Genomic DNA, 21,073 nt, shown 5'->3' with positions numbered 1-21,073 from the left:
GGCAGAGGCGATTAAAACTAGCGCAGATTCTCGCCCAGGTTCATGGTCCATGGGAAAGTATCGGGGGTCAGATTTTGACAGTTTTTAACCGCTCGGAAAAAGGCGAAGGCGGTATGATCTCAGTCGCGACTTGATGAGCACTCCGGAGACCCAATGAGTTCCGCACGATCACTCCACATCGGCATCACAATCGGCCTTCACCACGCCACCGAGAGCCTTTGGGTCAACGGCATCAAGCAGAACACCCTGTACCTGATGAAGCTCTTTCAACACTCGCCGCTTGGTCATCAGGTCACGCTCGTCAACACAACGAGCATCAAGGTCTCGTCCGATCTTCCGTGGGATCTCGAGCAGTTTCCGGTGTGTTCCTTCGACGACGCGAAAGATTCGCTCGACGTTCTTATCGAACTCGGCGGGCAAATCGATCAGCAGCAAACCTCGTATCTGCAGGCGCGTGGCACGAAAGTCGTGAGCTACTGTTGCGGTCCCGAATACGTGCACATGATGCAAGCCATGATTTTCGGCAGGCGGCATGCTGAAACGGTATTCATCAACGAGCGTTACGACCAGGTGTGGATCATCCCGCAAGTCGTCGATACCAGCGCCGGCTTCTTCAGCGTATTGCGGCGCCAGCCTGTTCGCGAGGTACCGTTCGTCTGGGATCCGATCTGCGTGGAAGAACGATCGGCCGCGCTCCCGCATCGCGGGGAGTATCGCCCGACCGGACAACCGAAGCGGTTGTCCGTCATGGAGCCGAATATCGACGTCACCAAGTTTTGCCTCTACCCGATCTTGATCGCGGAATTGGGTTACCGGAAGCTCGGCGAAAAAATATCCTATGTGCATGCGACGAACACGGAGCATCTTGCAAAAGGCAGCCCGGAATTCATCGGCGTTGCGCATCATCTGGATCTTGTGCGAGATTCGAAAATAAGCTTCGTCGGGTACCACAATACGCCTCAGTTTCTTTCGGAATTCACCGACATCGTCATCTCCCATCAATCAGGGCTTGCGTTGAATTATTTTTATTTCGACGTTTGCTGGAAAGGTTACGCGCTGGTTCATAACGCGGACCTCTGTCGAGAATTGGGCTACTTTTATAGTAAAAACGATGTGGATGAAGGCTGTCGGCAACTCGAGCGAGCGATCGAATTTCACGACGAGAGTTGGCAGGATTATCGAAATCGGCAACGAGAAAGGATCGGACGGTTTTTGTCCACCAATCCGAAGCAGATCGAAGCGTATGACAAGTTGCTTCTCGGGCTTTTTGAGTGAATTCGATCGTCGCGCTTCAGGAAACGTTGCGTCCGCTCGTGGCATCAGGTGCCGAGCGCAGACAGACAAATACTACGGCACCATCCCGGAAGCCGCTTGTATGGCACGCGCGCGCCAGAGGATACATGATGCCTGACCGCATGGCCGACCATCCGGTCAACCGCATGGAAGCGCTGCTGCCGTGGCACGCGGCGCCGTCGCTGCTGTCTATTGCTTGCGTTTAAGCCCAGCCGATAACGAATGGAATGACGGCCGGCAAATCATCGCCGAGGCAGGACATCAACGCGATCCCCGCGCAGTGATCACCCTATCGCGTCATTGCCAGCCAAAGCATCGGCCATTTCCGATACGGGCCTGCTCCAGTCACCTAGTGTTGTTTGCCGATATAGCTGCATGGACCTGTACCACGGCGTATCGCGATGGCTGTTGTACCAGCGTTCGTCACATGCCGCCGACAGCAGCACCCATACTGGCCGTCCAAGCGCTCCAGCGAGGTGGGCCGGCCCCGTATCCACCGTGATCAGCAAGTCCAGCTCATTGAGAATGACGGCCGTATCTCCGAGATCGCGCAGTTCGTCGCCGATGACGCCAATGCCGTGTTCATCCAGCAGCGCATGCTCTTCGTCGGTGATCTTGCCGAACTGTAGCGCATGAAAGCGGCATGCCGACGAACTGAACAATGGGGCGAGTTGCTGCAGCGAGATTGACCGATACGGTTCATGACGCACCGCAGTATTGCTGCGCCAGATCAAGCCTATCTCGCGAACCCCGTTGCGTCGATTGCGGAAAGCGTCAGCTGCAAGCGTTGCCATTTCTCGTCCAGCTGGCGCATGCACATAGGCTTCCGCCCAGCTTGGGAAGTATTGCGTTTTTTGATACCGGATAAAGAGATCGAAGGTACTGAGGATGCAATCACTTTGGTCAATTGCATCGCCGGCATTCTCGACGATTGTGATCCAGTCATAGGAGGCGAATATCGGCGCCAGGATGGCAGGTGCCTGCAATACGATAGTCGCCGCACCTTCATCCCGTAACAAATGCAAGTACCGGGAAAACATGATCAGATCGCCCAGGCCACCTTCCTGAATAATGAGTACCCGTTTCCCGGCGGCAGATTCGTCAGATCGAAGTAGTTTGTTGACAATTCGCCGGAACTCGCTGGTATGGGCCGGATAAATATTTGAAACCACACCGGCTTGCCCCCACGCATCGCGCGACCTGCGATTGAGGGCGTGGGCCTCGTGAAACCGACCTTGAGCGTATTGCGCGATCACGAGTTCAGCTTTCAAGGCTCGCCGATCAGGTTCGTGGTGGAGCGCCGAGAGCGATTGAATCAATAGTGTCTCGGCCTGCGAAAAAAGGCCGAGGAGGTTCAAGTCAATACCGATCTGCGCACGAAAAAACGGATCTTCAACCCGCTCTGCGAGTTCTTTCAGTACCCGTATGGCTTCTTCTGCGTGACCGGAAAGTCTGAGCGCCCGACACAACGCGAGCCCGGCGCTCGCGGATCTGTCGCGGAGGTAGGTCTTGTATGCGCTGTCGAGCGCGGGTTGGTCGCTTGTCACTTTCCCCCCGGACAAGTGCGATCCCTTTGTATGGGCGAATAACGTGTGGTTGCCTTCGAAATCTCGCGCGTCCGGAATCAATTCATCGGGAGCCGATCAATTAAGGATTGTCGAGAGGTAATCCGTATGGCGTGCGGTAAATGTCAGGCAGTGTAGCAAACTGATTCAGCGTTCGAGCGGGTTTTGGAAAGGAATATGGAAGGGTATGCAGTTCCGAGGTGGGGCTATCGTTGTCGTGCGCGGCGTAGAAGAGAAATGAAGGGGCGCTTGTTTCAGGCAAAGTCGGAAACGCGTGAACACTCTTTCATGAAGCGTTTCACAAGCAACATCGGCGCGCCAGGACTGGTGGCCGTACCACGCCGATTGACCTTTGGTAACGAAGGCCAATCGGTCAGGGGCATGCGCCAACCCTGTTACCGCAATTGTCTGATCACTTCGCCCGCCGCCCTGATCCCGGACTCCAGCGCACCCTCGAAATAGCCGATGCATTCCGTCGCCGTCTCGGTACCGGCCCAATGAATGCGGCCGAACGGTTCGCGGATACTGTCGCCGTACGAGGTCAGAACACCGGGCGGCATATGGGATGCGTACCCGCCGAGCGCCCATTCATCCGTCGTCCAGTCATGGTCCGCATAGTCGAGCGGGGCCGCCGCGTCATCGCCGAAGTAGTGCACGAGATCGGCAACGACATGCTCACGGCGCGCTGCCTTGTCGAGCCCGCTCAGTTCAAGCGCGTGGTTTCCTTCGATCAGGCCCACCAGCACGCCGACGCTTTCATCCGCCGGCGACTGGTCGAATACGAAACCCAGATGGCGGCCCACGCTGGCAACCGATCCATTGAGCCCGCGACGCCGCCAGAACGGGGTTGGGTAGGCAACGTGCATCTTGATGACGGCGCCCATCTGCATTCTTTGCAGCAGTCCCGCGCGCTTGACGGGTAGCGGCGGCGTGAAACGGATGCGGGAGGCGAGCACAGGCGGGGCGGTGACGATTGCATACTTCGCGTCATACGTGCCTTGCGGGCAGATCGCACGAACGCCGTTCGCATCCTGTTCGATCGCGCTCACCGGGGCGTCAAGTACGATGCACCCGTCCAATCGGTCGGCCATTCTTTTCGGGATCTGCCACGCGCCTCCGAGGAACTTGTCCTGCTGAGCGCCCCCTTCGACGCCCATCATCGTCTCCAGGCCGCCGCCCTGTCGCAGGCATTCCAGGAAGAACAGATACGACACGTGCGACGTCTCGGTACAGGTGATCGCGCTCGTGACGAGGCGGGCGAAGTCGCGCGCAGCGGTGGTGTCCACGTGCTTGTCGATCCATACCTCGATCGACATGGCGTCCCACTGGAGTGCGTTTTCCGCCAGCCACGGCGCGCCGGCGGGGAGCGTCTGCATGTCGCGCTTCCACCGATGCAAGGTCAGGCCAAGTTCCAGTGTCGACAAGAAAGGAAGCTTCGGCGTGCTGGTGTACGCGTGCACTTTGCCATCGATATTGACGAGGCTGTTTCCGTTCGTATATTGGCTGTACATCGGCACGCCGAGCTCCGTCGCTTGCTCCCTCAGCAGCTTTTGCGACGCGCCGACCCATTGCCCCCCGAAGTCGACCGTCTGGCCGCCGACTTCTCCCGGCATGGACCGTCCGCCGACTCGGTCGCGTGCCTCGAGAATCAGAACGCGCTTTCCGGCGTTCCTGAGCTCGAGCGCAGCCTTCATGCCCGAGAGGCCGGCACCAATGATTAGTACATCTGATTCGTGATTGGCCGACTGATCGACGGTTGCCATGTTTACCTCTCCTGGTCACGTGTCTGCTGCGCCCGGTCACGACGTGCTCGTGTTCCGGTGTAGCCGACTGCACTTCAATAAACCCGCCATCTCCCTGTCGACACGACGCTGACGCCGATGGTGCCCATGGCGTTCTATTGCCCCGTGCCGGCGCATGAAGCTGTCAGTTGGCGCGATGGGTCGGGCGACGACGCGAGATGCAAGAATTAGTTGTTATAGGTCACGTGACCGAAATTAGCAAGCTCTTTGAGGGATCGGAACCTGGTGTGTGACAGGCAAGAAGTGCTTGTTACCGGCTTCCCGGGCAGTCGCCTCGCGTGGTGTGCGGATTCCTTGTGCCCGGCGATTGGTATTGTCTGAATATTTCTATTTACGACGATTTATCGGTGATATCCGCGATATTTGTGCGTGCCGCAGCAATTGGGCATCGACTTTCTCAGCCTTCAGTCGCCGTGGCGTTTCTCGCAGTGCAACAGCGATCGGAGTTGCACCACCCATGATTGTGTTGTATAACGCAAATTAGGTCAAACGACACAATTATCATTGACCTGCTGAAGAGGTACTCCGATTCGGCAGGGAGCGGGACGTGCGATCCACGGGGTTGGCGAATGGCCCCGGAACGCGATCGGGCAGCGGATGACCATGGCGCATGCATTCGCACCTCATTTTGAAAGGGAACGACGATGGCGTATGAAAAGGCAGAACTGGAACGTATTCTCGACGTTCAGCGTGCGGCATTCCTTGCCGAGGGCGGGGCGTCTGCGGAGGTGCGAAAGTCGCGGGTGGGGCGGCTCGCGATTGCCGTTCTTTCCAACATCGATGCGATTGCGGAAGCGCTCAGTGCCGACTACGGTAACCGTCCGCCCGAACTGACCAAGGCGCTCGAAGCGCTGCCGTGGTCCGAGGACATTCTCTACACGCTCGACAACATCGAGAAATGGATGGAACCCGAAGCCATTCCCGGGGGCTTCATTCAGCAAAAACCCAAGGGCGTGGTCGGCGTAATGGGCGCGTGGAATTTTCCGATCACGCTCACATTCGAGCCGGCCCTGAGCGCGCTCGCCGCCGGGAACCGCGTCATGATGAATTTCCCGGAGTATCAGGTCAGAACCGGGCGCTTGCTGGCGACGATCCTGTCGGACACGTTTGATGAGGCGGAGGTGGCGTTCATCCACGGTGACCTGTCGACGTCGCAATCCTTCTCCGCGTTGCGGTTCGACCATCTCTTTTTCACCGGTTCGCCCAAGATCGGTTCGATCGTCGCGCAGGTGGCAGCCAGCAATCTCGTTCCCGTGACGACCGAGCTGGGCGGCAAGAATCCGGTTGTCGTCGCGCCCGATGCCGATCTGGATCTGGCGGCAAGCAGAATTGCGGCCACACGCGTCGTGAACGGAGGGCAGGTTTGCCTGTGTCCGGACTATGTCTGGGTACCCAGAGGCATCGTGACCGGGTTTGTTGATAAGCTGATTGCTCAGTACAACTGTTTATTTGCTTCTTATCTGGATAATCCTGCAGTCGTTTCCATCGTCAACGACCGGAATTTCGACCGAATCGTTGGCCTCGTGACCGACGCGACGGCGAAGGGCGCAAAAAAATACGTGGCAGCGCCGGAAGGCGAGGCTGGGCGGCTGCCCGATCGGGCGTCGCGCAAGATTCCGCCGACCATCCTGGTTGATGTTCCAGCGTCGGCAGAGATAACCGACGAAGAAGTATTCGGCCCGGTGCTCGTCGTGTATGGATACGACGATCTGCAGGAGGCGATCGATTACATCGCGGCTCGCCCCGCGCCGCTTGCCGCCTACTGGTACGGCGACGACGGTGCAGATTTCCGGCGCTTCCTGGATCGCACGACGAGTGGCGGGGTCACGCGCAACGACGGGCTGTTGCATGCACTGCTGCCTGGCGCGCCGTTCGGTGGAATCGGAAACTCCGGCTCGGGCGCTTATCACGGCAAGACGGGATTCGATACGTTCACGCATCGCCGCCCGGTGGCCACGATCATGCGCCCTGACGGTGTCGCGAATCCGCTGGTGGGTGACGCGCTGGTGTCGGAGCAGATGCGGGGTTATCTCGACGGTTCGATTGCCGCCGTCATCAACGCGTTCGAGGCGCGACTGCCCGAGGCTAAATAAGCCGTCACTGCCGCGATGTCACATTGCAGATTTTCAATGAAAGCGCTGCCTGGCGAAATGGATTCGGCCGAGGCACGCGTTGTGTGAGGTAACTATTTCCATGATTACCAGTCATTTTGCCAGGGGATTCAAAGGCGAAATCCAGAATCGGGCATTTGCAATTCGTGCCATTGCACGCCTTGCAAATCGTCTCGATGGTGATCCGCGTCAATCGCTTTGGGCGGCTTACCTGAGGCTGGAAGAATTCAATGCCCCCATCTATCGTCAAGCAGCAGCCCGATGGGGGCTCGACGTGGCACCCAATACCGGCACGCTGCTCAAGGCGTGGGTGATCAGCTCGGTTCCGAAATTGCTGCTAAGGCCGTTCCTGAAGCTCGTGTACTCGAAAACGGTCGTCTATTGCGAGGAATTGCGCCGACTCAGAAATATCGGCCCATCGGATTGCAGGGATTTTCTGGATTACATGGTCGAACAGGAAGATCTGCAGATCGAGATGATGCGTCTGTCGCTTGACGGGCAGGATGCCGTTCTGGCTCGAAAGGTTGATTCTTTCGTCAAAAAGTACGATGGAAAATTCATGCTCGAAAAGCGTGGATGAAAGCAGGTGCAATTAGAGCGGCCCGGGCTGTTCCGGAGTCTGATCCCGTCAAGCGAAAACACCACCATGGCATTTGATCAAGCATCGCTGCTTCAAAGCAGATCGTTCTGGCAGCACGCGTATGGCGAGTACGCACCGAATCCGCCCTTGACGGAAGATCTCAAGGTTGACGTCGCGATCGTCGGCGGAGGCTTCACGGGGCTGAACACCGCATGGCAGTTCAAAAAAGACCACCCCAATGCACGCGTGGTCGTGCTTGAAGCCGCTATCGTCGGCTTTGGCGCCAGCGGCCGCAACGCAGGGTTCAGCACGAAGATGTTCGGTCTCGAACCCGAAATGGTCCTGCTGCGCTGGGGCAAGCAGAAAACGATCGATGCCCATCGCTATCTGAAGCTCGCGGTAGCCCATACCAGGCAACTGATCGAGGAAAACGACTTTCAGTCGGAGTACCGCCACAGTGGGCTGGTGCGCGCCACTTATACGAAGCAGCAACTCGGCCGAATGCAGAAGACCTACGCGTTGTTTCAGAAGCTGGGCATCGACGAGGACATGGTGTGGCGCAGCGCGGAGCAGTTTCAGCAGGACTTCCATTCGGAACGCTTTGCGGGCGGCATCTACGAGTCCGGGACGGGATACCTCAATCCCTGCAAGCAGGTGCGGGCGCTCAAGTCCCTGGCGGAATCCGCCGGTGTTTCCGTGTACGAGACGACCCAGGTCACGAACATGGAAAGGACGTCATCCGCGGTCCTGGTTACGACACCGCACGGAAAGATCACGGCGGACAAGCTGGTCGTCGCGACCAACGCCTACTCTCGTGAAGCGCCCGGCCCGGAGCGGCTGTGCGCGCGCCAGTATCCCCTCTGGACCTATCAGGTCGTCACCGAGCCGTTGAGCGCTGCGCAATGGGACAGCATCGGCTGGAACGACCGGCAATCGTTCGGCGACAACCGGCAGATGCTGCACTACTTCAGGCCGACGGCAGACGGCCGGATCATCATGGGCGGCGGCGACGTGATCGTGCACCGGACAGCAGCTTCGGAAGAGGTTTCCGCGCCGCTGGCCTGGCAGCATTGCGAAGCTCATCTGAAATGGATCTACCCGCAACTGAAGCACACGCGCATCGACTATCGATGGGGCGGCCCGGTCTCGGTCACGTTGGACATGGCGCCCGAAATCAGCTTCATCGACGACGAACGCATCATCTATTCGGGCGGATGCTTCGGTCATGGTGTCGCGTTGACGCATCTGAACGGCAGGACCATCGCCGATCTGCTTGGCGGGAAACAAACCGAGCTGACGGATTTCTGGATCGTGAACCGGAAGTCGCTGTCGATGACGAGCGACACGCTCTCGTATCTCGGTGGCAGGGTCGCGCGTCAGGCGCTGAAATCCTGGGACTGGTGGGAGGAGAAGGCGCTGAAAAAGTGAAGCGAATCGCGCTTCAGCGCGTCCGCAGCGCCGATGGCGGCACGCCCAGCAGGCGCTGGAAGCTGCGGCGCAGGTTCTCGGTGTCGCCGAAGCCGCATTCGTGCGCCACGCGCTGTAGTGACGCCGCGCCGCTTTCGAGCGCAGCGCGCGCGGCTTCCACACGCAGTTTTTCCACGGCCTTTGCCGGCGTGAGACCTGTTTCGGCCTGAAACGCGCGGGCGAAGTGGCGCGGGCTCATGCACGCGCGTTCGGCCAGATCGCCGACGCGGTGACGCGCCGCGAGGTTGCGGCGGACGTGATCGAGCAGTGGCTTGAAGCGGCCGCTCGCGCAGTTCATCTCCATCAGCGCGGAAAACTGCGACTGGCCGCCGGGACGCCGGTAGTAGACCACCAGCTGGCGCGCCACGAGGCGCGCGACCTGCTCGCCGAGGTCGTTGCCGACCAGCGCGAGCGCGAGATCGATGCCGGCGCTGATGCCGGCACTGGTCCAGAACGGACCATCCTCCACGAAGATGCGATCGGGCTCCAGGTGCACCTGGGGAAACTGGCGGGCAAATTGTTCGCTGCAGGACCAGTGCGTGGTTGCGCGCCGATTGTCGAGCACGCCCGCCGCGGCCAGCAGCAGGCTGCCCGAGCACACGCTCGTCACGCGCGTGCCGCGTCGCGCGCAGCGCTGCACGAAGCGCAGCAGGCGCGGATCGGACATGCGGTCGTCCATGTTGTCGCCGCCGGCGACGAGCAGCGTGTCGATCGTGCTGGCCGGAGGCAATGCCTCGGCTGCCCAGCTGACACCGGACGAGCTGCGCACGAGGCCGGCCTGCGCGGCGATGGTGCGCAGCGTGTAGTGACCTTGGCGATAGCGGCCGGCGATTTCGAACGCGGCAATGGGGCCGGCTGCGTCGAGCAACTGGAAGTCGGGATAGACGAGTACGGCGACGCGGTGAGGCATGGCAGGAAAAGGGGGAAAGGCGACATTGCAGCCAGCACGATAGAGCGCGACCCTGTGGGTGTCAATCCACCACCAGGAGATTCATGCAATGACTGCTGCACCGTACGTGGTTGTCTTCGCGCTGTTCGAGAACGTCACGCAACTGGATTTCGCCGGCCCCTACGAGGTGTTCCTGCGCCTGCCCGGCGCGCAATGCGTGATGGCGTCGTCGACGGGCGGGACGATCGAGGCCGACGGCGGCCTCACGATCGCGAACGTCCGGCGCCTGGCCGACATCCCGCATGCGGACCTGGTGTGCGTGCCGGGTGGCCTCGGCGTGATCGAGGCGATGGGCGATGCGGAATACGTGCGCGAGCTGCGCCGGCTGGCAGAGGGCGCGCGCTATGTCACGTCGGTGTGCACCGGCTCGCTGTTGTTGGGCGCGGCAGGGTTGCTGCGCGGCAAGCGGGCCGCTTGTCATTGGTCATGGCGCGATCTGGTGCCGGCGTTCGGCGCGACCGTCGACGAGGCACGCGTGGTGCGCGACGGGAATCTGATCACCGGTGGCGGCGTGACGGCGGGCATCGACATGGCGCTGACGGTGATGGCGGAAATTGCGGGGGCCGTGCATGCGCAGTCGGTGCAGCTGTGCATCGAGTACGCGCCTGCGCCGCCGTTCGACAGCGGCCGGCCAGAGCGCGCCGCGCCCGATATTCTGGAGGCGGTGACCGCGCAACTGGGGCGCATGAGGCTGGACCGCTACGATGCGGTGGAGCAGGCGGCGAGGGCGCTTGGATGATCGGAGGCGGCTGCCCGCCAGTCGGTGTCGCTTTCGCGAGTTCGAAGTCGGGTAGCAAGAAAACATTGCCCGTCGATCGACCGCCCGCAATCGCAGACGGTTGATCGACCGCGGCCCGTCATTCGCCTGAGCGTCGCGTGACCTTATTCGGTCCGGTTCGGTTTCCTCCGAAGCGAAGTACCGAAGCGCTGCTACGCGATCTCCGGGCATTCGACGGGCTCACACACGCGCCGTCAATTTACCCCGACCGCACTCCAGGCGCGTGCGACCGTTGCGCTTTCGGCCGAGTTCGCGCCGTACAGGTCGTTTGCCGCCTGGATCGACGCCCGTCGTGCGTTCGGGTAGCTCGAGTTGGCGTTCAGGTACACGGTCAGCGTGCGGTACCAGATCTTGCCGGCCTTCTCGCGGCCGAGGCCGCCGAAGGTCGTGTCGCCGTTGCAGACCAGTTGCGTCCTCGACAGGCCGGTGTCGGTCGACGGCACCGCCGGGCCTTCCGACAGCAGGTAGAAGAAGCGGTTGCCGACGCCCGACGTGAAGTGCGGATCGTGACGCGGATTCGACCACGAGAAGCCGCCGGACGGGTAGCAGCTGAACGACCGGCCGTCGAGATCCTGCTTGTACATCTTGCGCAGGCCGCCGCTCACCACGCGCGCGCCGATCACGTAGTTGCCGGGATCGTTCGGGTTGTTCGCGTAGTACTTCACGAGCGTGCCGAAAATGTCGGACGTCGATTCGTTCAGGCCGCCCGCGTCCCCCGAATAGTTCAGGTTGGCCGTGGCCTCGGTCACGCCGTGACTCATCTCGTGCCCGGCGACATCGACTGAAACGACCGGTTTCGGCAGGCGGGTGCCCGGATCGCCGTCGCCATACACCATCACGTGCGACGACAGCCAGGCCGCGTTCGCGCCGGTCGTGCCGCTGCCGGTGTTGAATACCACGTGAGCGTAGCTCTTCACGCCGCGGCCGTCGTTGAAGATGCCGTTGCGGTTGTGCGTGGTCTTGTAGTAGTCCCAAGTCAATGCAAGACCGTAGTCGATGTCCGCGGCGACAGTCTGTCGGTCGGTCGTCGTGTTGTTGCCCCACACATTCGTGCTGCTCGTGAAGATCGGCAGGTCGGTCGCTTGCTCGACATCGTCCGAGCTCAGGCCGCGACCGTCGTAGACCGAGCCGCTGCCGCGACTCGGATCGAGCATCCGGTACGCGTTCGTGCCGGTCTGGTCCGTGGTGAGCGTCAGGTTGCCGTAGTACAGCGAGCGGCCGGTGCCGGTCGCGGCGGCGGTCTTGATCAGGTCCTGCGCGTCGAGTACGGTGCCGGTGCGCGCGTCGACGTAGTACAGCACCGCATCGCCGTGCGCATCGGTCGCCTTGCCGTATACGCGCACCGCGTAGGCCAGAACGGGTGCGGCATCGCGTGCGAACACGACGAGCTCCGCGTCATCGACGCGGCGGACGTCCGAGTTGAAACGCGCGGCCGCGATGTGCCTGGCCTTGACCGTGCCGACGTCGGGCGCGTTGCGTACCACCGAGCGGTTTCCGACCTTGCCGATCGTGGCGGCGAGATTGATCGGCGTGAGCTGGGTCAGGCTCGCTTGCTTCAACTGCCCCTTGCTCGAATGGACGACAACGTCGCCGCCTATCACGGGCAGGCCCGCGTAGAAGCGATCGAAGCGCACGTGCTCGGTGCCGTCGGGATCGACGATCACGTCGCGTACCTGGAACTGATCGCCGTCCGTCGGCGCGTTCGCCTGTGGCCCCGCGAACTTCAACGTGCGTGCTGCGCCGCCGGTAGCCAGGCTGAAGGCGGACGGGTTCTGCTGGATCAGTTGCAGCGCCTTGTCGACCGCGGCCGACTGGTCGCCGGCCTGGGCAAAAGCGCTGAGACTCGCGACGGTAATCGCGGTGATGGGCAGCAGTCGAGACAGTTTCTTCATGTAATTCCCCAGATTATGAATGGGTTTGTGCGAGGAATGAATCAAGTGAAGACTTCTATATAAGACATGTCGCGAACAGCAGAGGCATGCTAGAGGGTCGTTTTTATAATTACAAGATATTTCCAATGAGATTAAACTTTCATGTCGATAATGTTAATCAAGTCATGATTTGGTGAGGAATTTGAAATTATATCGTCGGGCTTGTCAGCGGCATCGCGTCGATACGGAGGGGGGAATGTTTTGTAGTGCGCGCAGAAAGGCGGGAAGACGGGATCGGCGAGGCGAGGTGGCGTTGAGAAGAGCGTGGGAAATTGCTTTTTTAAATATTGATCTCGATTGTTTTCGTTCGGTGCATTTCCATGAAATTTGACAATGCTGACGATATTGTCTCTTCTTGATAGGCGTAACCGTTCTTTCGCGAATGTGGCGAGGCATTGGTGTCGATTCTGACTATCGTCGGCAGTCCCGGTGCGATTGTCGGATTTCAATGTTGGGCGTTATTTTGAGCTGGGCGACAGCGACGTGGCCGCGATCAATGAACGTTTCCGACGCTCAGGCGCCGCCAGTCCTACTGGTCTCTCCGCGGGCCAGTGGCCATACGCTGGATCATGTCGGAACCCTGCCACGACAACTGCTGCGCTATATCGGCGAGCGACTCGGCTTGCCGACACCGTCTATCGCATTGCCGTACATGCTTTTCCCGCGCGATTACTTCAGCAACGTGGCGTCCCGCCGGGAACTGCAGACGATGCTGAATCGCGGCGAGTCGGTCCACCCGCTTCAGCGCGCAATCTATACACGCACAGTGGCCCCGAGCGAGGTCCATGTTGCGATGAAATGGTTGCCCTATCGGGTTCATTGATGGTGTTCGAGGAGGCACGCGCTCGAGCGTTGTTTTCAAAGCCGGTTGCGCGGGCAATGCTGGCGCAGGCGTTGAGGGCACGGGCGGCGCCGCGCCGAAGGGGAACGGGGGTGACACGGATCGACCGTGAGGACGCGAGCTTCTCAGAATCAACTGAGGGCATTCAATCGAAGTATGCAAGCCCAAAATTATCAATGAAATAGAGTAAATATCCTCAAAATACCGGGTTTGCCCGATGGTGCGGTATCGTACAAAGAGAGCCTGGAAAGTGTCGGATCATTGGTCCGTCGAATTCAGTGCTGTAAAAAATTCAGGGGTGAAATCTAATGTTGACCGATCATTCGATGATGCTTGGTTGAATCGGTGCGCGGTATTGGGCGATCAATTATTCTCGGGAAAGTAATCGTTCTCATTTGAATTTCGTATTTCATCACGTGCGGGCGCCGCGGCATTCATGTGCGGTGAGATCTGCGCGTCCGTTGCTCGACATCTTTCAGCCAGGCGCCGGGTGGGGCGAGAAATGATCGAATGCCGTCATTGAATCACTGTCCGGTTACCGATTATGGTTAAAGATCGATCTATTCATTAGGGTCGACGGGATTTTATGCGCCATATGAGCGGAATGGATGCATTGGTTTAAATCGGCGTGAACGATTTGATCGCGCCGTTCGAAAGTTTAAATTTATTTAACGTATTGATCCGCGTCGCAATTGCGGCGTTGTTCGATGCCCCGCTAGGTGGATTATCTAGCATTTTCAAACTGGAGAAATTCAATGCAAGAACTGAATCAACAGGAAATCGCACAAGTTTCCGGCGGCTACTACAGCGGCCCGGGCATCCCGTCCGCGTTGGGCAACATCATCGAATGGGGCGGCAGCACCGCGGAGAGCATCGGCAATGCGCTGACGTTCGGCATCTTCGCCGCACCGGTCAAGCAGGCATACAACATCGGCGAGACGATCACGACCGCCGCCGTGAACCTGCTGGACGGCCTTTTCGGCGGCCCGCAGTACTGAGTGGTCCGCGTTGAGGCGACGCGGTAGCCGCCGCGTTTCCCGATGATGGAACTGACGATCCGGTATGCACGGGTCTTCTTTGTATACCGGATCGCTTTTGCCTGTTCCGACGCGCGAACGCGGAATGGACGCAGATACCGATATTGGGCGACACGTTGGTGAAAATGGAGTTCGGTCTCTTTCGTTCTGAAGCGGCACAGGCCCGGCGTATGCGGGTGCTGGGCGACATCGTGCTGGTGTACCCCATGTCCATGACGCTGCTGACGGTCGTCGCGATGGTCATGGCCACCTGCGTGGTGTTGTTCTTCACGTTCGGTACGTATACGCGGCGCTCGACGGTTTCCGGCGTGGTGATGCCGGATGCGGGGCTGGTCAAGGTCTATGCATTGCAGTCGGGCATCGTCGTCGAGCGCGACGTGAAGGAAGGGCAGCGCGTGGCGCGTGGACAGACGCTCTATACGGTGTCGACCGACTTGCAAAGCGCGGCGCAGGGCGCGACGCAGGCCGGGGTGATCGCGCAGGCGCGGCAGCGCAAGGCGTCGCTGCTCGCGGAAATGGACAAGACCCGCAGCCTGCAGCAGGACGAGCGCGACACGCTGCGCGCGAAGATCGTGAACCTGAAAGGCGCGCTCGCGCAAATCGACGACCAGCTCGCGGCCCAGCGGCTGCGCACGTCGATCGCGGCCGACGGCGCAACGCGCTATCGCGGCCTGCTCGCGCAGGATTACATCTCGAAGGACCAGGCGCAGCAGCGCGAGGCCGACCTGCTCGACCAGCAGTCGAAGCTGAACGGGCTGCTGCGAGACCGCGCATCGACGCTCCAGTCGCTCACCGAGGCGAGCAACGAATTGTCGGGGCTCGGCTTCAAGCAGCAGAACCAGCTGGCGCAGATCGACCGCAACGTGATCGACGTCGACCAGAACCTGATCGAAAGCGAGGCGAAGCGCCGGATCGTCGTCACCGCGCCGGAGGCGGGCATCGTCACGGCCGCGATCGCGGACGTCGGCCAGTCGGTCGATACGTCGCGGCCGCTCGCGAGCGTCGTGCCGGGCGGCGCGCGCTGGCAGGCACACCTGTTCGTGCCGAGCACGGCGATCGGTTTCGTGCGGGTCGGCGAGCCGGTGCTGGTCCGCTACCAGGCATTCCCCTATCAGAAATTCGGCCAGTACCGGGCCACGGTCGTGTCGATCGCGCGCACCGCGCTGTCGGCGGCCGAACTCGTGAACGACGGCGGCCCGGCGGCGACGTCGGGCGAGGGGCGCGACGCGACCTACTACCGTGTGATCGTCGCACTCGATACGCAGCACGTCACCGCGTACGGCGCGCAGCAACCGTTGCAGGCCGGCATGACGCTGCAGGCGGACATCCTGCAGGAACGCAGGCGTCTGTACGAATGGGTGCTCGAGCCGCTTTACAGCCTGACCGGCAAACTCTGACGGGCGCACGCATGTCATTACTCGATCGACTCTCGTTCGGCCTCGGCCGCAAGCTGCCGATGGTCCTGCAGACCGAAGCGGCCGAATGCGGCCTCGCGTGTCTCGCGATGGTGGCCGGTTATCACGGCCATCACGTGGATCTCGCGACGCTGCGCGGACAGTTTCCCGTCTCGCTGAAGGGCGCGGGCCTCGGGCGCGTGATCGAGATCGCGCAGCGCCTGTCGCTGGGTACGCGCGCGGTGAAGCTCGACATGGCGCAGCTCGGCCAGTTGCGCCTGCCGTGCCTGCTGCACTGGAATTTCAACCACTTCGTCGTGTTGAAGGAAGTGAACGGCAAGGCCGCGACGATCCACGATCCGTCGCACGGTATCTGCAAGGTGTCGCTCGCCGACGTCTCGCGCGGGTTCACCGGTGTCGCGCTGGAGCTGTGGCCGAGCGCCGGCTTCGCGCCGCGCGCGGCGCGGCCGGCGGTCAGACTGCGCGAATTGCTGGGCCCGGTGTCGGGGTTGTCGCGCTCGCTCGCGCAGATCCTGGTGCTGGCGATCGCGCTCGAAATCTTCACGCTCGTGCAGCCGTTCTTCCTGCAATGGGTGATCGACGAAGTGATTGTCAGCGCCGATCGCGACCTGCTGACGGTGCTTGCGCTCGGCTTCGGCCTGCTGCTGCTGATGCAGCAGGCGACCGGCGCGATTCGCGCGTGGGCGCTGATGTATGTCGGTGTCACGCTCAACATCCAATGGCGCGCGAACGTGTTCACGCATCTGCTGAGCCTGCCGGTGCGCTATTACGAACGGCGCCATCTCGGCGACATCGTGTCGCGCTTCGGCTCGATCGACACGATCCAGCAGACGCTGACCACGTCGTTTCTCGGCGCGGTGATCGACGGGCTGATGACGCTCGTCACGCTGGCGATGATGTTCGTCTACAGCCGCACGCTCGGCCTCGTCGCGCTGGTGACGATGGCGCTGTATGCGCTCGCCCGATGGATGTGGTACAGCCCGTTGCGGCGTGCGACGGAGGACCAGATCGTGCACGCGGCCAAGCAGCAGAGCCATTTCCTGGAGACGGTGCGCGGCGTGAAGACGATCAAGCTGTTCAACCGCCAGACGGAGCGTCGCGCGAGCTGGATCACGCTGCTGGTCGAGCAGGTCAACGCGAGCCTGCACGTGCAGAAGCTTCAGATCTTCTACCAGCAGCTCAACGGGCTCCTGTTCGGTATCGAGAACGTGCTGGTCATCTGGCTCGGCGCGCGGATGGTGATGGACGGCCAGTTCACGGTCGGCGTGCTGATGGCGTTCAACGCGTACAAGAATCAGTTCGACAGCCGGGTCGGCAGCCTGATCGACAAGTATTTCGAGGTCAGGATGCTGCAGCTGCAGGGCGAGCGGCTCGCCGACATCGTGTTCGCGGAAGCGGAACCGGACGCGAGCCTGCGTAGCGTGCCGGGCGAGGCGGACACGCTCGACGCGAGCATCGAGATCGACGGGCTGTCGTTCCGCTATGCGGACGGCGAGCCGCTGGTGCTGGACGGTGTCAGTGCGACGATCGCGGCCGGCGAATCGGTTGCGATCGTCGGGCAGTCCGGGTGCGGCAAGACGACGCTGATCAGCGTGCTGCTCGGGATCCACGAGCCGACGAACGGCGCCGTGCGAATCGGCGGACTGGACGTGGCGCGGCTCGGCATCGAGCGGTTGCGCGGGCTGGTCGGCACAGTGCTGCAGGACGACGTGCTGTTCGCCGGTTCGATCGCCGAGAACATCAGCTTCTTCGATCCGGAAGCGGACCCGGACTGGGTCGCCGAATGCGCGCGCATCGCGGCCGTGCACGACGACATCGCCGCGATGCCGATGGGCTACAACACGCTCGTCGGCGACATGGGCACCGTGCTGTCCGGTGGACAGAAGCAGCGCGTACTGCTGGCGCGCGCGCTGTACAAGCGGCCGCGCATCCTGGTGCTCGACGAAGCGACGAGCCATCTCGACATTCAGCGCGAGATGCAGGTCAATGCGGCCGTCACGCAGCTCGCGATGACGCGGCTCATCGTCGCGCACCGGCCTGAGACGATCGCGTCCGCGCAGCGCGTCATCATGCTGCAGGGCGGGAAGGTCGTGCTCGATCAGTCGACCGCGGCGATGCGCGCGGCGGCCGCGGCGAAGTCGCACGCCGGTGTGCCGGCCGCATCGCGGCCGGCGGTGCACGATGCCGATCCGGTACAGCCGGTCGCGGGGCGCTAGATGATGAAGCGACCCCTTACCCTCGTACTGGCCACCGTTGCGCTCGCCTCTGTTCCGCCCGCGCGCGCGCAGATGCTCGACGTCTATCGCACGCGCGACGATGTCGCGGCGACGCAGGCCGGTTCGATGGCGTCGGCCACCGCATGCGGCGCACGGCGCCTCGACGACCGGCCGATCGCGCTCGAGGACGCGATCCTGCTGGCGATCTGCTCCCATCCGCAACTGACCCGCACGTGGGCGGACGCGCGCGCGGCGACGGCCGAGGTCGGCGTGTCGAAGGCCGCGTACCTGCCGACGCTGAACGCGACGGCCGGCATCGAGCGCGACAACGTGAACACGACTTACACGGGCGGTTTTTCCGGCGACCAGCGCAGCACCAGCCGTTACGGCATGCTCAACCTGAGCTGGGTGTTGTTCGATTTCGGCAAGCGCGGCGCGAACCTCGACCGTGCACGTGCGCTGCTTCGCGCGGCCAACGCGGCGCACGACGACGCGTTGCAGGGCGTTTTCTACGACGCGGCGCAGGCGTTCTACGCGCTGCGCGACGCGCAGGCGGCGCTCGACGCGGCACAGGCGGTCGAACATGCCGCACAGGAGAGCCTGGCTGAAGCGAGCGCGCGACACGACGGCGGCGCGGGTACGCTCGGCGACGCGTTGCAGGCGCAGACGACCTATCGCAAGGCGTTGCTCGATCGCGTGAGCGCGGAGGGCGACCTGCAGAACGCGATCGGGACGCTCGCGACGACGCTCGGTGCCGACGCCGATACGCCACTGCGCATCGCCGATGCGGAACCGTCGCCCGATCGCGACGACTTCACGCGCGGCGTCGCGAACCTGATCGCCGAAGCGAAGCGCGATCACCCGAAGCTGATCGCCGCACGCGAGAGGCTCGAAGCGGCACGCGACCAGATCCGCGCGGTGCGCGCTCAGTCGCTGCCGACGATTTCGTTGATGGGCAGCCTCGCGCGCAACAACCCGTCATACCAACAGCAGCCGTCGCTGTTCCAGTTGCAGAGCAGTCACAGCAATTCGATCGGCATCCAGGTTTCGATTCCGTTGTTCGAGGGATTCGCGTCCGGTTATCGCATCGCGCAGGCGAAGGCGCAGGCCGATGCGCAGGAAGCTGACGTGCGCACTACCGAACTCAAGGTGTCGCTCGACGTGTGGAAGAGCTATCAGAGCCTGCAGGCCGACACGACGAACCTCGACAACTCGCAGCATCTGCTCGATACCGCGCTGCATTCGCTCGACATCGCCCGCGGCCGCTACAAGGCCGGGGTCGGCACGTTCACGGAACTGCTGAACGCGCAGTCGGCGCTCGCGGACGCGCGCCGGCAGCGCGTGCTCGCGGTGTCGAAGTGGCGGACCGCGAGACTGAAGCTGGCCGAGAGCCTAGGGAGGTTGGGGTTATGGAACGACGCGGGTTGAATGACACCGGGTCGAACGCGGGCGACGCGCAAGCGCGCGGCTGCGCGTTCCTGTTCCCGGGACAAGGGGCGTTCTATGCGGGCGCGTTGCGGCAACTCGTGCGCGAGCACCGCAGCGTGCGGCAGACGCTCGACACGATCGACGCGGTCGCGAGCGAGCGGCTCGGCCATCCGCTGACCGGCGCGCTGTGGCGCGACGATGCGGGGCTCGATACGTGGCTGCGCGAGGCGCCAGACTTGTTGCAGCTCGGGATCTTCGGTGCGTCGGTCGGGATGTTTGGCGTGTTGCATGAACGCGGTGTCGTCCCGGACCTGCTGATCGGACACAGCTTCGGCGAGATCGCGGCGCTGGTGTGTGGCGGCATGTATTCGATCGAGCAGGGCGCGCGGATCGTGTGCGACCGGATTGCATCGTTGCAGGAGGCAGCACCTGCAGACGGCATGATGGCCGCGATTCCCGCCGGCGCCGACGCGACGCGCGCGCTGATCGACGCGAGCGCGATCACGCACGCGGTGCGCAATGTCTGCGTCGCGGTCGAGAACCATGCGTCGCAGACCGTCGTGTCCGGCCCGCGCGCCGCGCTGGAAGATTTCGTCGCGGCCTGCTCGATGCACGGCCTGACCGCGCAGACGCTCAGGTCGCCGTATGGCTTTCATCACCCCGATCTGGCCGGCGCGCGCGCGCAGTTCGCCGCGCGGCTTGCCGCGTATCGGCCGCGTCCGCTCGCGATTCCGGTGTACTCGCCGATCCTCGGCCGCCGCTACGACGGCGCCGACGATCCCGGCGCGCGGCTCGCGTCGCATTTCGTGCTGCCGGTGCGTTTCGCGGACGCGATTTGTGCCGCTCGCGCGGACGGTATCGCACGCTTTGTCGAGTGCGGCGCGCTCAATGCGCTGGCGCGCATCGTCGTGCGCATCGCGGGGCCGGGCGCGGTCAGGACGTTCGGCGGCCCGTCGAACGCGACAGAGGAATCGAGCGTCGTCACGACGATCACCCGTTATTTCCAGGAGGACAGCATCATGAAGGACGATATTCGCATCGGCAATGCCGGCTCCGGCTTCGACGCGTTCTGGCATGCGCGCGGACCGCACATCGTGGACTGGCTCAAGGGCGAACTGCGTCATGCGTTCGACGCCGCGGGCGCGGCGCCGGCAGGCGCTGCACCGACAGCGACACCGTTCGCGCCGCAGCCGGAATCGATCGTTGCGCCCGGGCCGCGCCTCGCGGCAGTAGGCGGGCCGGCGTTGACACCGGTTCCGGCGCCGACGGCGCAGCATGAGCGGGGATCGGCGGCGCCCGCTGCTGCTGCCGCGCCGAAGCCCGCGCACGTGCCGCGCGAGCGGCTGTTCTCGGAGCTCGTCGATATCTACGCCCAGGCGATGGAATATCCGGCCGAGGTGTTTTCCGAATCGATCGAGCTCGAAGCCGAACTCGGCATCGACTCGGTCAAACAGACCGAGATCATCCAGCGCATCACCGCGCGCTATGCGCTGCCGCCGCTGCCCACGAATTTCCGCAGCGGTGACTTCAAGGCGATGGGGCAGATCGTCGATTTCGTCTACGAGAACCAGGGAAAGGCGCTCGCCTGACGGCCGTAGGCCGAAACGTCGGTAGGCAGGGGGGGCCCTGCCCGTAATGACAAGCTCTCGATAGGCAGGCG

15 protein-coding genes are annotated in these 21,073 nt (G+C 62.3%); 11 read left to right on the top strand and 4 right to left on the bottom strand.

Features of this window, described 5'->3' with window-relative positions:
- Positions 1 to 153: 153 nt before the first annotated feature.
- Positions 154 to 1,275 (top strand): DUF2827 domain-containing protein, encoded by a 1,122-nt coding sequence (locus U5809_RS01845; protein WP_322085243.1) that lies wholly within the window; start codon positions 154 to 156, stop codon positions 1,273 to 1,275.
- Positions 1,276 to 1,577: 302 nt separating this feature from the next.
- On the opposite strand, the gene U5809_RS01840 is transcribed toward U5809_RS01845, so the two are convergent.
- Complete coding sequence (locus tag U5809_RS01840) at positions 1,578 to 2,840, bottom strand: glycosyltransferase family 9 protein (RefSeq protein WP_322085242.1); 1,263 nt, start codon at positions 2,838 to 2,840, stop codon at positions 1,578 to 1,580.
- Positions 2,841 to 3,253: 413 nt separating this feature from the next.
- Positions 3,254 to 4,621 carry a flavin monoamine oxidase family protein gene (locus U5809_RS01835; RefSeq protein WP_322085241.1) on the bottom strand — a complete coding sequence of 456 codons (1,368 nt, stop codon included), beginning with the start codon at positions 4,619 to 4,621 and terminating at the stop codon, positions 3,254 to 3,256.
- Between the two features lie 683 nt (positions 4,622 to 5,304).
- Between U5809_RS01835 and U5809_RS01830 the strand changes: the two genes are divergently transcribed.
- The 3 genes from U5809_RS01830 to U5809_RS01820 all read left to right on the top strand — a co-directional run bounded on the left by U5809_RS01830 (position 5,305) and on the right by U5809_RS01820 (position 8,779).
- The gene (locus tag U5809_RS01830; RefSeq protein WP_322085240.1) at positions 5,305 to 6,753 is read left to right on the top strand and encodes an aldehyde dehydrogenase family protein; all 1,449 of its coding nucleotides are present in this window, start codon (positions 5,305 to 5,307) and stop codon (positions 6,751 to 6,753) included.
- A 100-nt stretch (positions 6,754 to 6,853) separates the two neighbouring features.
- Positions 6,854 to 7,351 (top strand): hypothetical protein, encoded by a 498-nt coding sequence (locus tag U5809_RS01825; protein WP_322085239.1) that lies wholly within the window; start codon positions 6,854 to 6,856, stop codon positions 7,349 to 7,351.
- Positions 7,352 to 7,417: 66 nt separating this feature from the next.
- Positions 7,418 to 8,779 carry an FAD-binding oxidoreductase gene (locus U5809_RS01820; RefSeq protein ID WP_322085238.1) on the top strand — a complete coding sequence of 454 codons (1,362 nt, stop codon included), beginning with the start codon at positions 7,418 to 7,420 and terminating at the stop codon, positions 8,777 to 8,779.
- Between the two features lie 13 nt (positions 8,780 to 8,792).
- On the opposite strand, the gene U5809_RS01815 is transcribed toward U5809_RS01820, so the two are convergent.
- On the bottom strand, positions 8,793 to 9,728 hold the full coding sequence (locus U5809_RS01815) for a GlxA family transcriptional regulator (protein WP_282512938.1): 936 nt from the start codon (positions 9,726 to 9,728) through the stop codon (positions 8,793 to 8,795).
- Positions 9,729 to 9,816: 88 nt separating this feature from the next.
- On the opposite strand from U5809_RS01815, the gene U5809_RS01810 reads away from it, so the two are divergent.
- A complete protein-coding gene (locus U5809_RS01810; protein WP_322085237.1) occupies positions 9,817 to 10,506 on the top strand; it encodes a DJ-1/PfpI family protein in 690 nt (229 codons plus the stop codon).
- A 233-nt stretch (positions 10,507 to 10,739) separates the two neighbouring features.
- Here U5809_RS01810 and U5809_RS01805 read toward each other — a convergent pair whose 3' ends face one another.
- Complete coding sequence (locus U5809_RS01805) at positions 10,740 to 12,437, bottom strand: M4 family metallopeptidase (protein WP_322085236.1); 1,698 nt, start codon at positions 12,435 to 12,437, stop codon at positions 10,740 to 10,742.
- Positions 12,438 to 12,972: 535 nt separating this feature from the next.
- Between U5809_RS01805 and U5809_RS01800 the strand changes: the two genes are divergently transcribed.
- From U5809_RS01800 to U5809_RS01775, 6 genes are all read left to right on the top strand, one after another.
- Positions 12,973 to 13,299, top strand: a complete 327-nt coding sequence (locus U5809_RS01800; RefSeq protein ID WP_322085235.1) for a Tn3 family transposase — start codon at positions 12,973 to 12,975, stop codon at positions 13,297 to 13,299.
- A 773-nt stretch (positions 13,300 to 14,072) separates the two neighbouring features.
- The gene (locus U5809_RS01795; RefSeq protein ID WP_034190058.1) at positions 14,073 to 14,315 is read left to right on the top strand and encodes a hypothetical protein; all 243 of its coding nucleotides are present in this window, start codon (positions 14,073 to 14,075) and stop codon (positions 14,313 to 14,315) included.
- A gap of 164 nt (positions 14,316 to 14,479) precedes the next feature.
- The gene (locus U5809_RS01790; protein ID WP_322085234.1) at positions 14,480 to 15,751 is read left to right on the top strand and encodes an HlyD family secretion protein; all 1,272 of its coding nucleotides are present in this window, start codon (positions 14,480 to 14,482) and stop codon (positions 15,749 to 15,751) included.
- 11 nt (positions 15,752 to 15,762) lie between these two features.
- Entirely contained in the window at positions 15,763 to 17,985 is a 2,223-nt protein-coding gene (locus U5809_RS01785) for a peptidase domain-containing ABC transporter (protein ID WP_322085233.1), read from the top strand.
- 3 nt (positions 17,986 to 17,988) lie between these two features.
- Positions 17,989 to 19,413, top strand: a complete 1,425-nt coding sequence (locus tag U5809_RS01780) for a TolC family protein (RefSeq protein WP_415877922.1) — start codon at positions 17,989 to 17,991, stop codon at positions 19,411 to 19,413.
- Positions 19,395 to 21,002: an acyltransferase domain-containing protein gene (locus U5809_RS01775; protein WP_322085442.1), complete on the top strand. Its 1,608-nt coding sequence runs from the start codon at positions 19,395 to 19,397 to the stop codon at positions 21,000 to 21,002. Before U5809_RS01780 ends, U5809_RS01775 begins: the two co-directional genes overlap by 19 nt.
- Positions 21,003 to 21,073 lie beyond the last annotated feature (71 nt).

The organism is Burkholderia sp. BCC1999, from assembly GCF_905339975.1.
Lineage (GTDB): Bacteria > Pseudomonadota > Gammaproteobacteria > Burkholderiales > Burkholderiaceae > Burkholderia.
Note: the sequence above shows the minus strand (reverse complement) of the source record. Positions and strands in the feature narration are given on the sequence as shown.

Excerpts from the sequence above, each read along its gene's own strand:
- U5809_RS01775 (WP_322085442.1), top strand. The coding sequence starts at position 19,395 with ATGGAACGACGCGGGTTGAATGACACCGGGTCGAACGCGGGCGACGCG.
- U5809_RS01830 (WP_322085240.1), top strand. The coding sequence starts at position 5,305 with ATGGCGTATGAAAAGGCAGAACTGGAACGTATTCTCGACGTTCAGCGT.
- U5809_RS01790 (WP_322085234.1), top strand. The coding sequence starts at position 14,480 with ATGGAGTTCGGTCTCTTTCGTTCTGAAGCGGCACAGGCCCGGCGTATG.
- U5809_RS01815 (WP_282512938.1), bottom strand. The coding sequence starts at position 9,728 with ATGCCTCACCGCGTCGCCGTACTCGTCTATCCCGACTTCCAGTTGCTC.
- U5809_RS01780 (WP_415877922.1), top strand. The coding sequence starts at position 17,989 with ATGAAGCGACCCCTTACCCTCGTACTGGCCACCGTTGCGCTCGCCTCT.
- U5809_RS01835 (WP_322085241.1), bottom strand. The coding sequence starts at position 4,621 with ATGGCAACCGTCGATCAGTCGGCCAATCACGAATCAGATGTACTAATC.
- U5809_RS01800 (WP_322085235.1), top strand. The coding sequence starts at position 12,973 with ATGAACGTTTCCGACGCTCAGGCGCCGCCAGTCCTACTGGTCTCTCCG.
- U5809_RS01810 (WP_322085237.1), top strand. The coding sequence starts at position 9,817 with ATGACTGCTGCACCGTACGTGGTTGTCTTCGCGCTGTTCGAGAACGTC.
- U5809_RS01825 (WP_322085239.1), top strand. The coding sequence starts at position 6,854 with ATGATTACCAGTCATTTTGCCAGGGGATTCAAAGGCGAAATCCAGAAT.
- U5809_RS01820 (WP_322085238.1), top strand. The coding sequence starts at position 7,418 with ATGGCATTTGATCAAGCATCGCTGCTTCAAAGCAGATCGTTCTGGCAG.
- U5809_RS01805 (WP_322085236.1), bottom strand. The coding sequence starts at position 12,437 with ATGAAGAAACTGTCTCGACTGCTGCCCATCACCGCGATTACCGTCGCG.
- U5809_RS01845 (WP_322085243.1), top strand. The coding sequence starts at position 154 with ATGAGTTCCGCACGATCACTCCACATCGGCATCACAATCGGCCTTCAC.
- U5809_RS01795 (WP_034190058.1), top strand. The coding sequence starts at position 14,073 with ATGCAAGAACTGAATCAACAGGAAATCGCACAAGTTTCCGGCGGCTAC.
- U5809_RS01785 (WP_322085233.1), top strand. The coding sequence starts at position 15,763 with ATGTCATTACTCGATCGACTCTCGTTCGGCCTCGGCCGCAAGCTGCCG.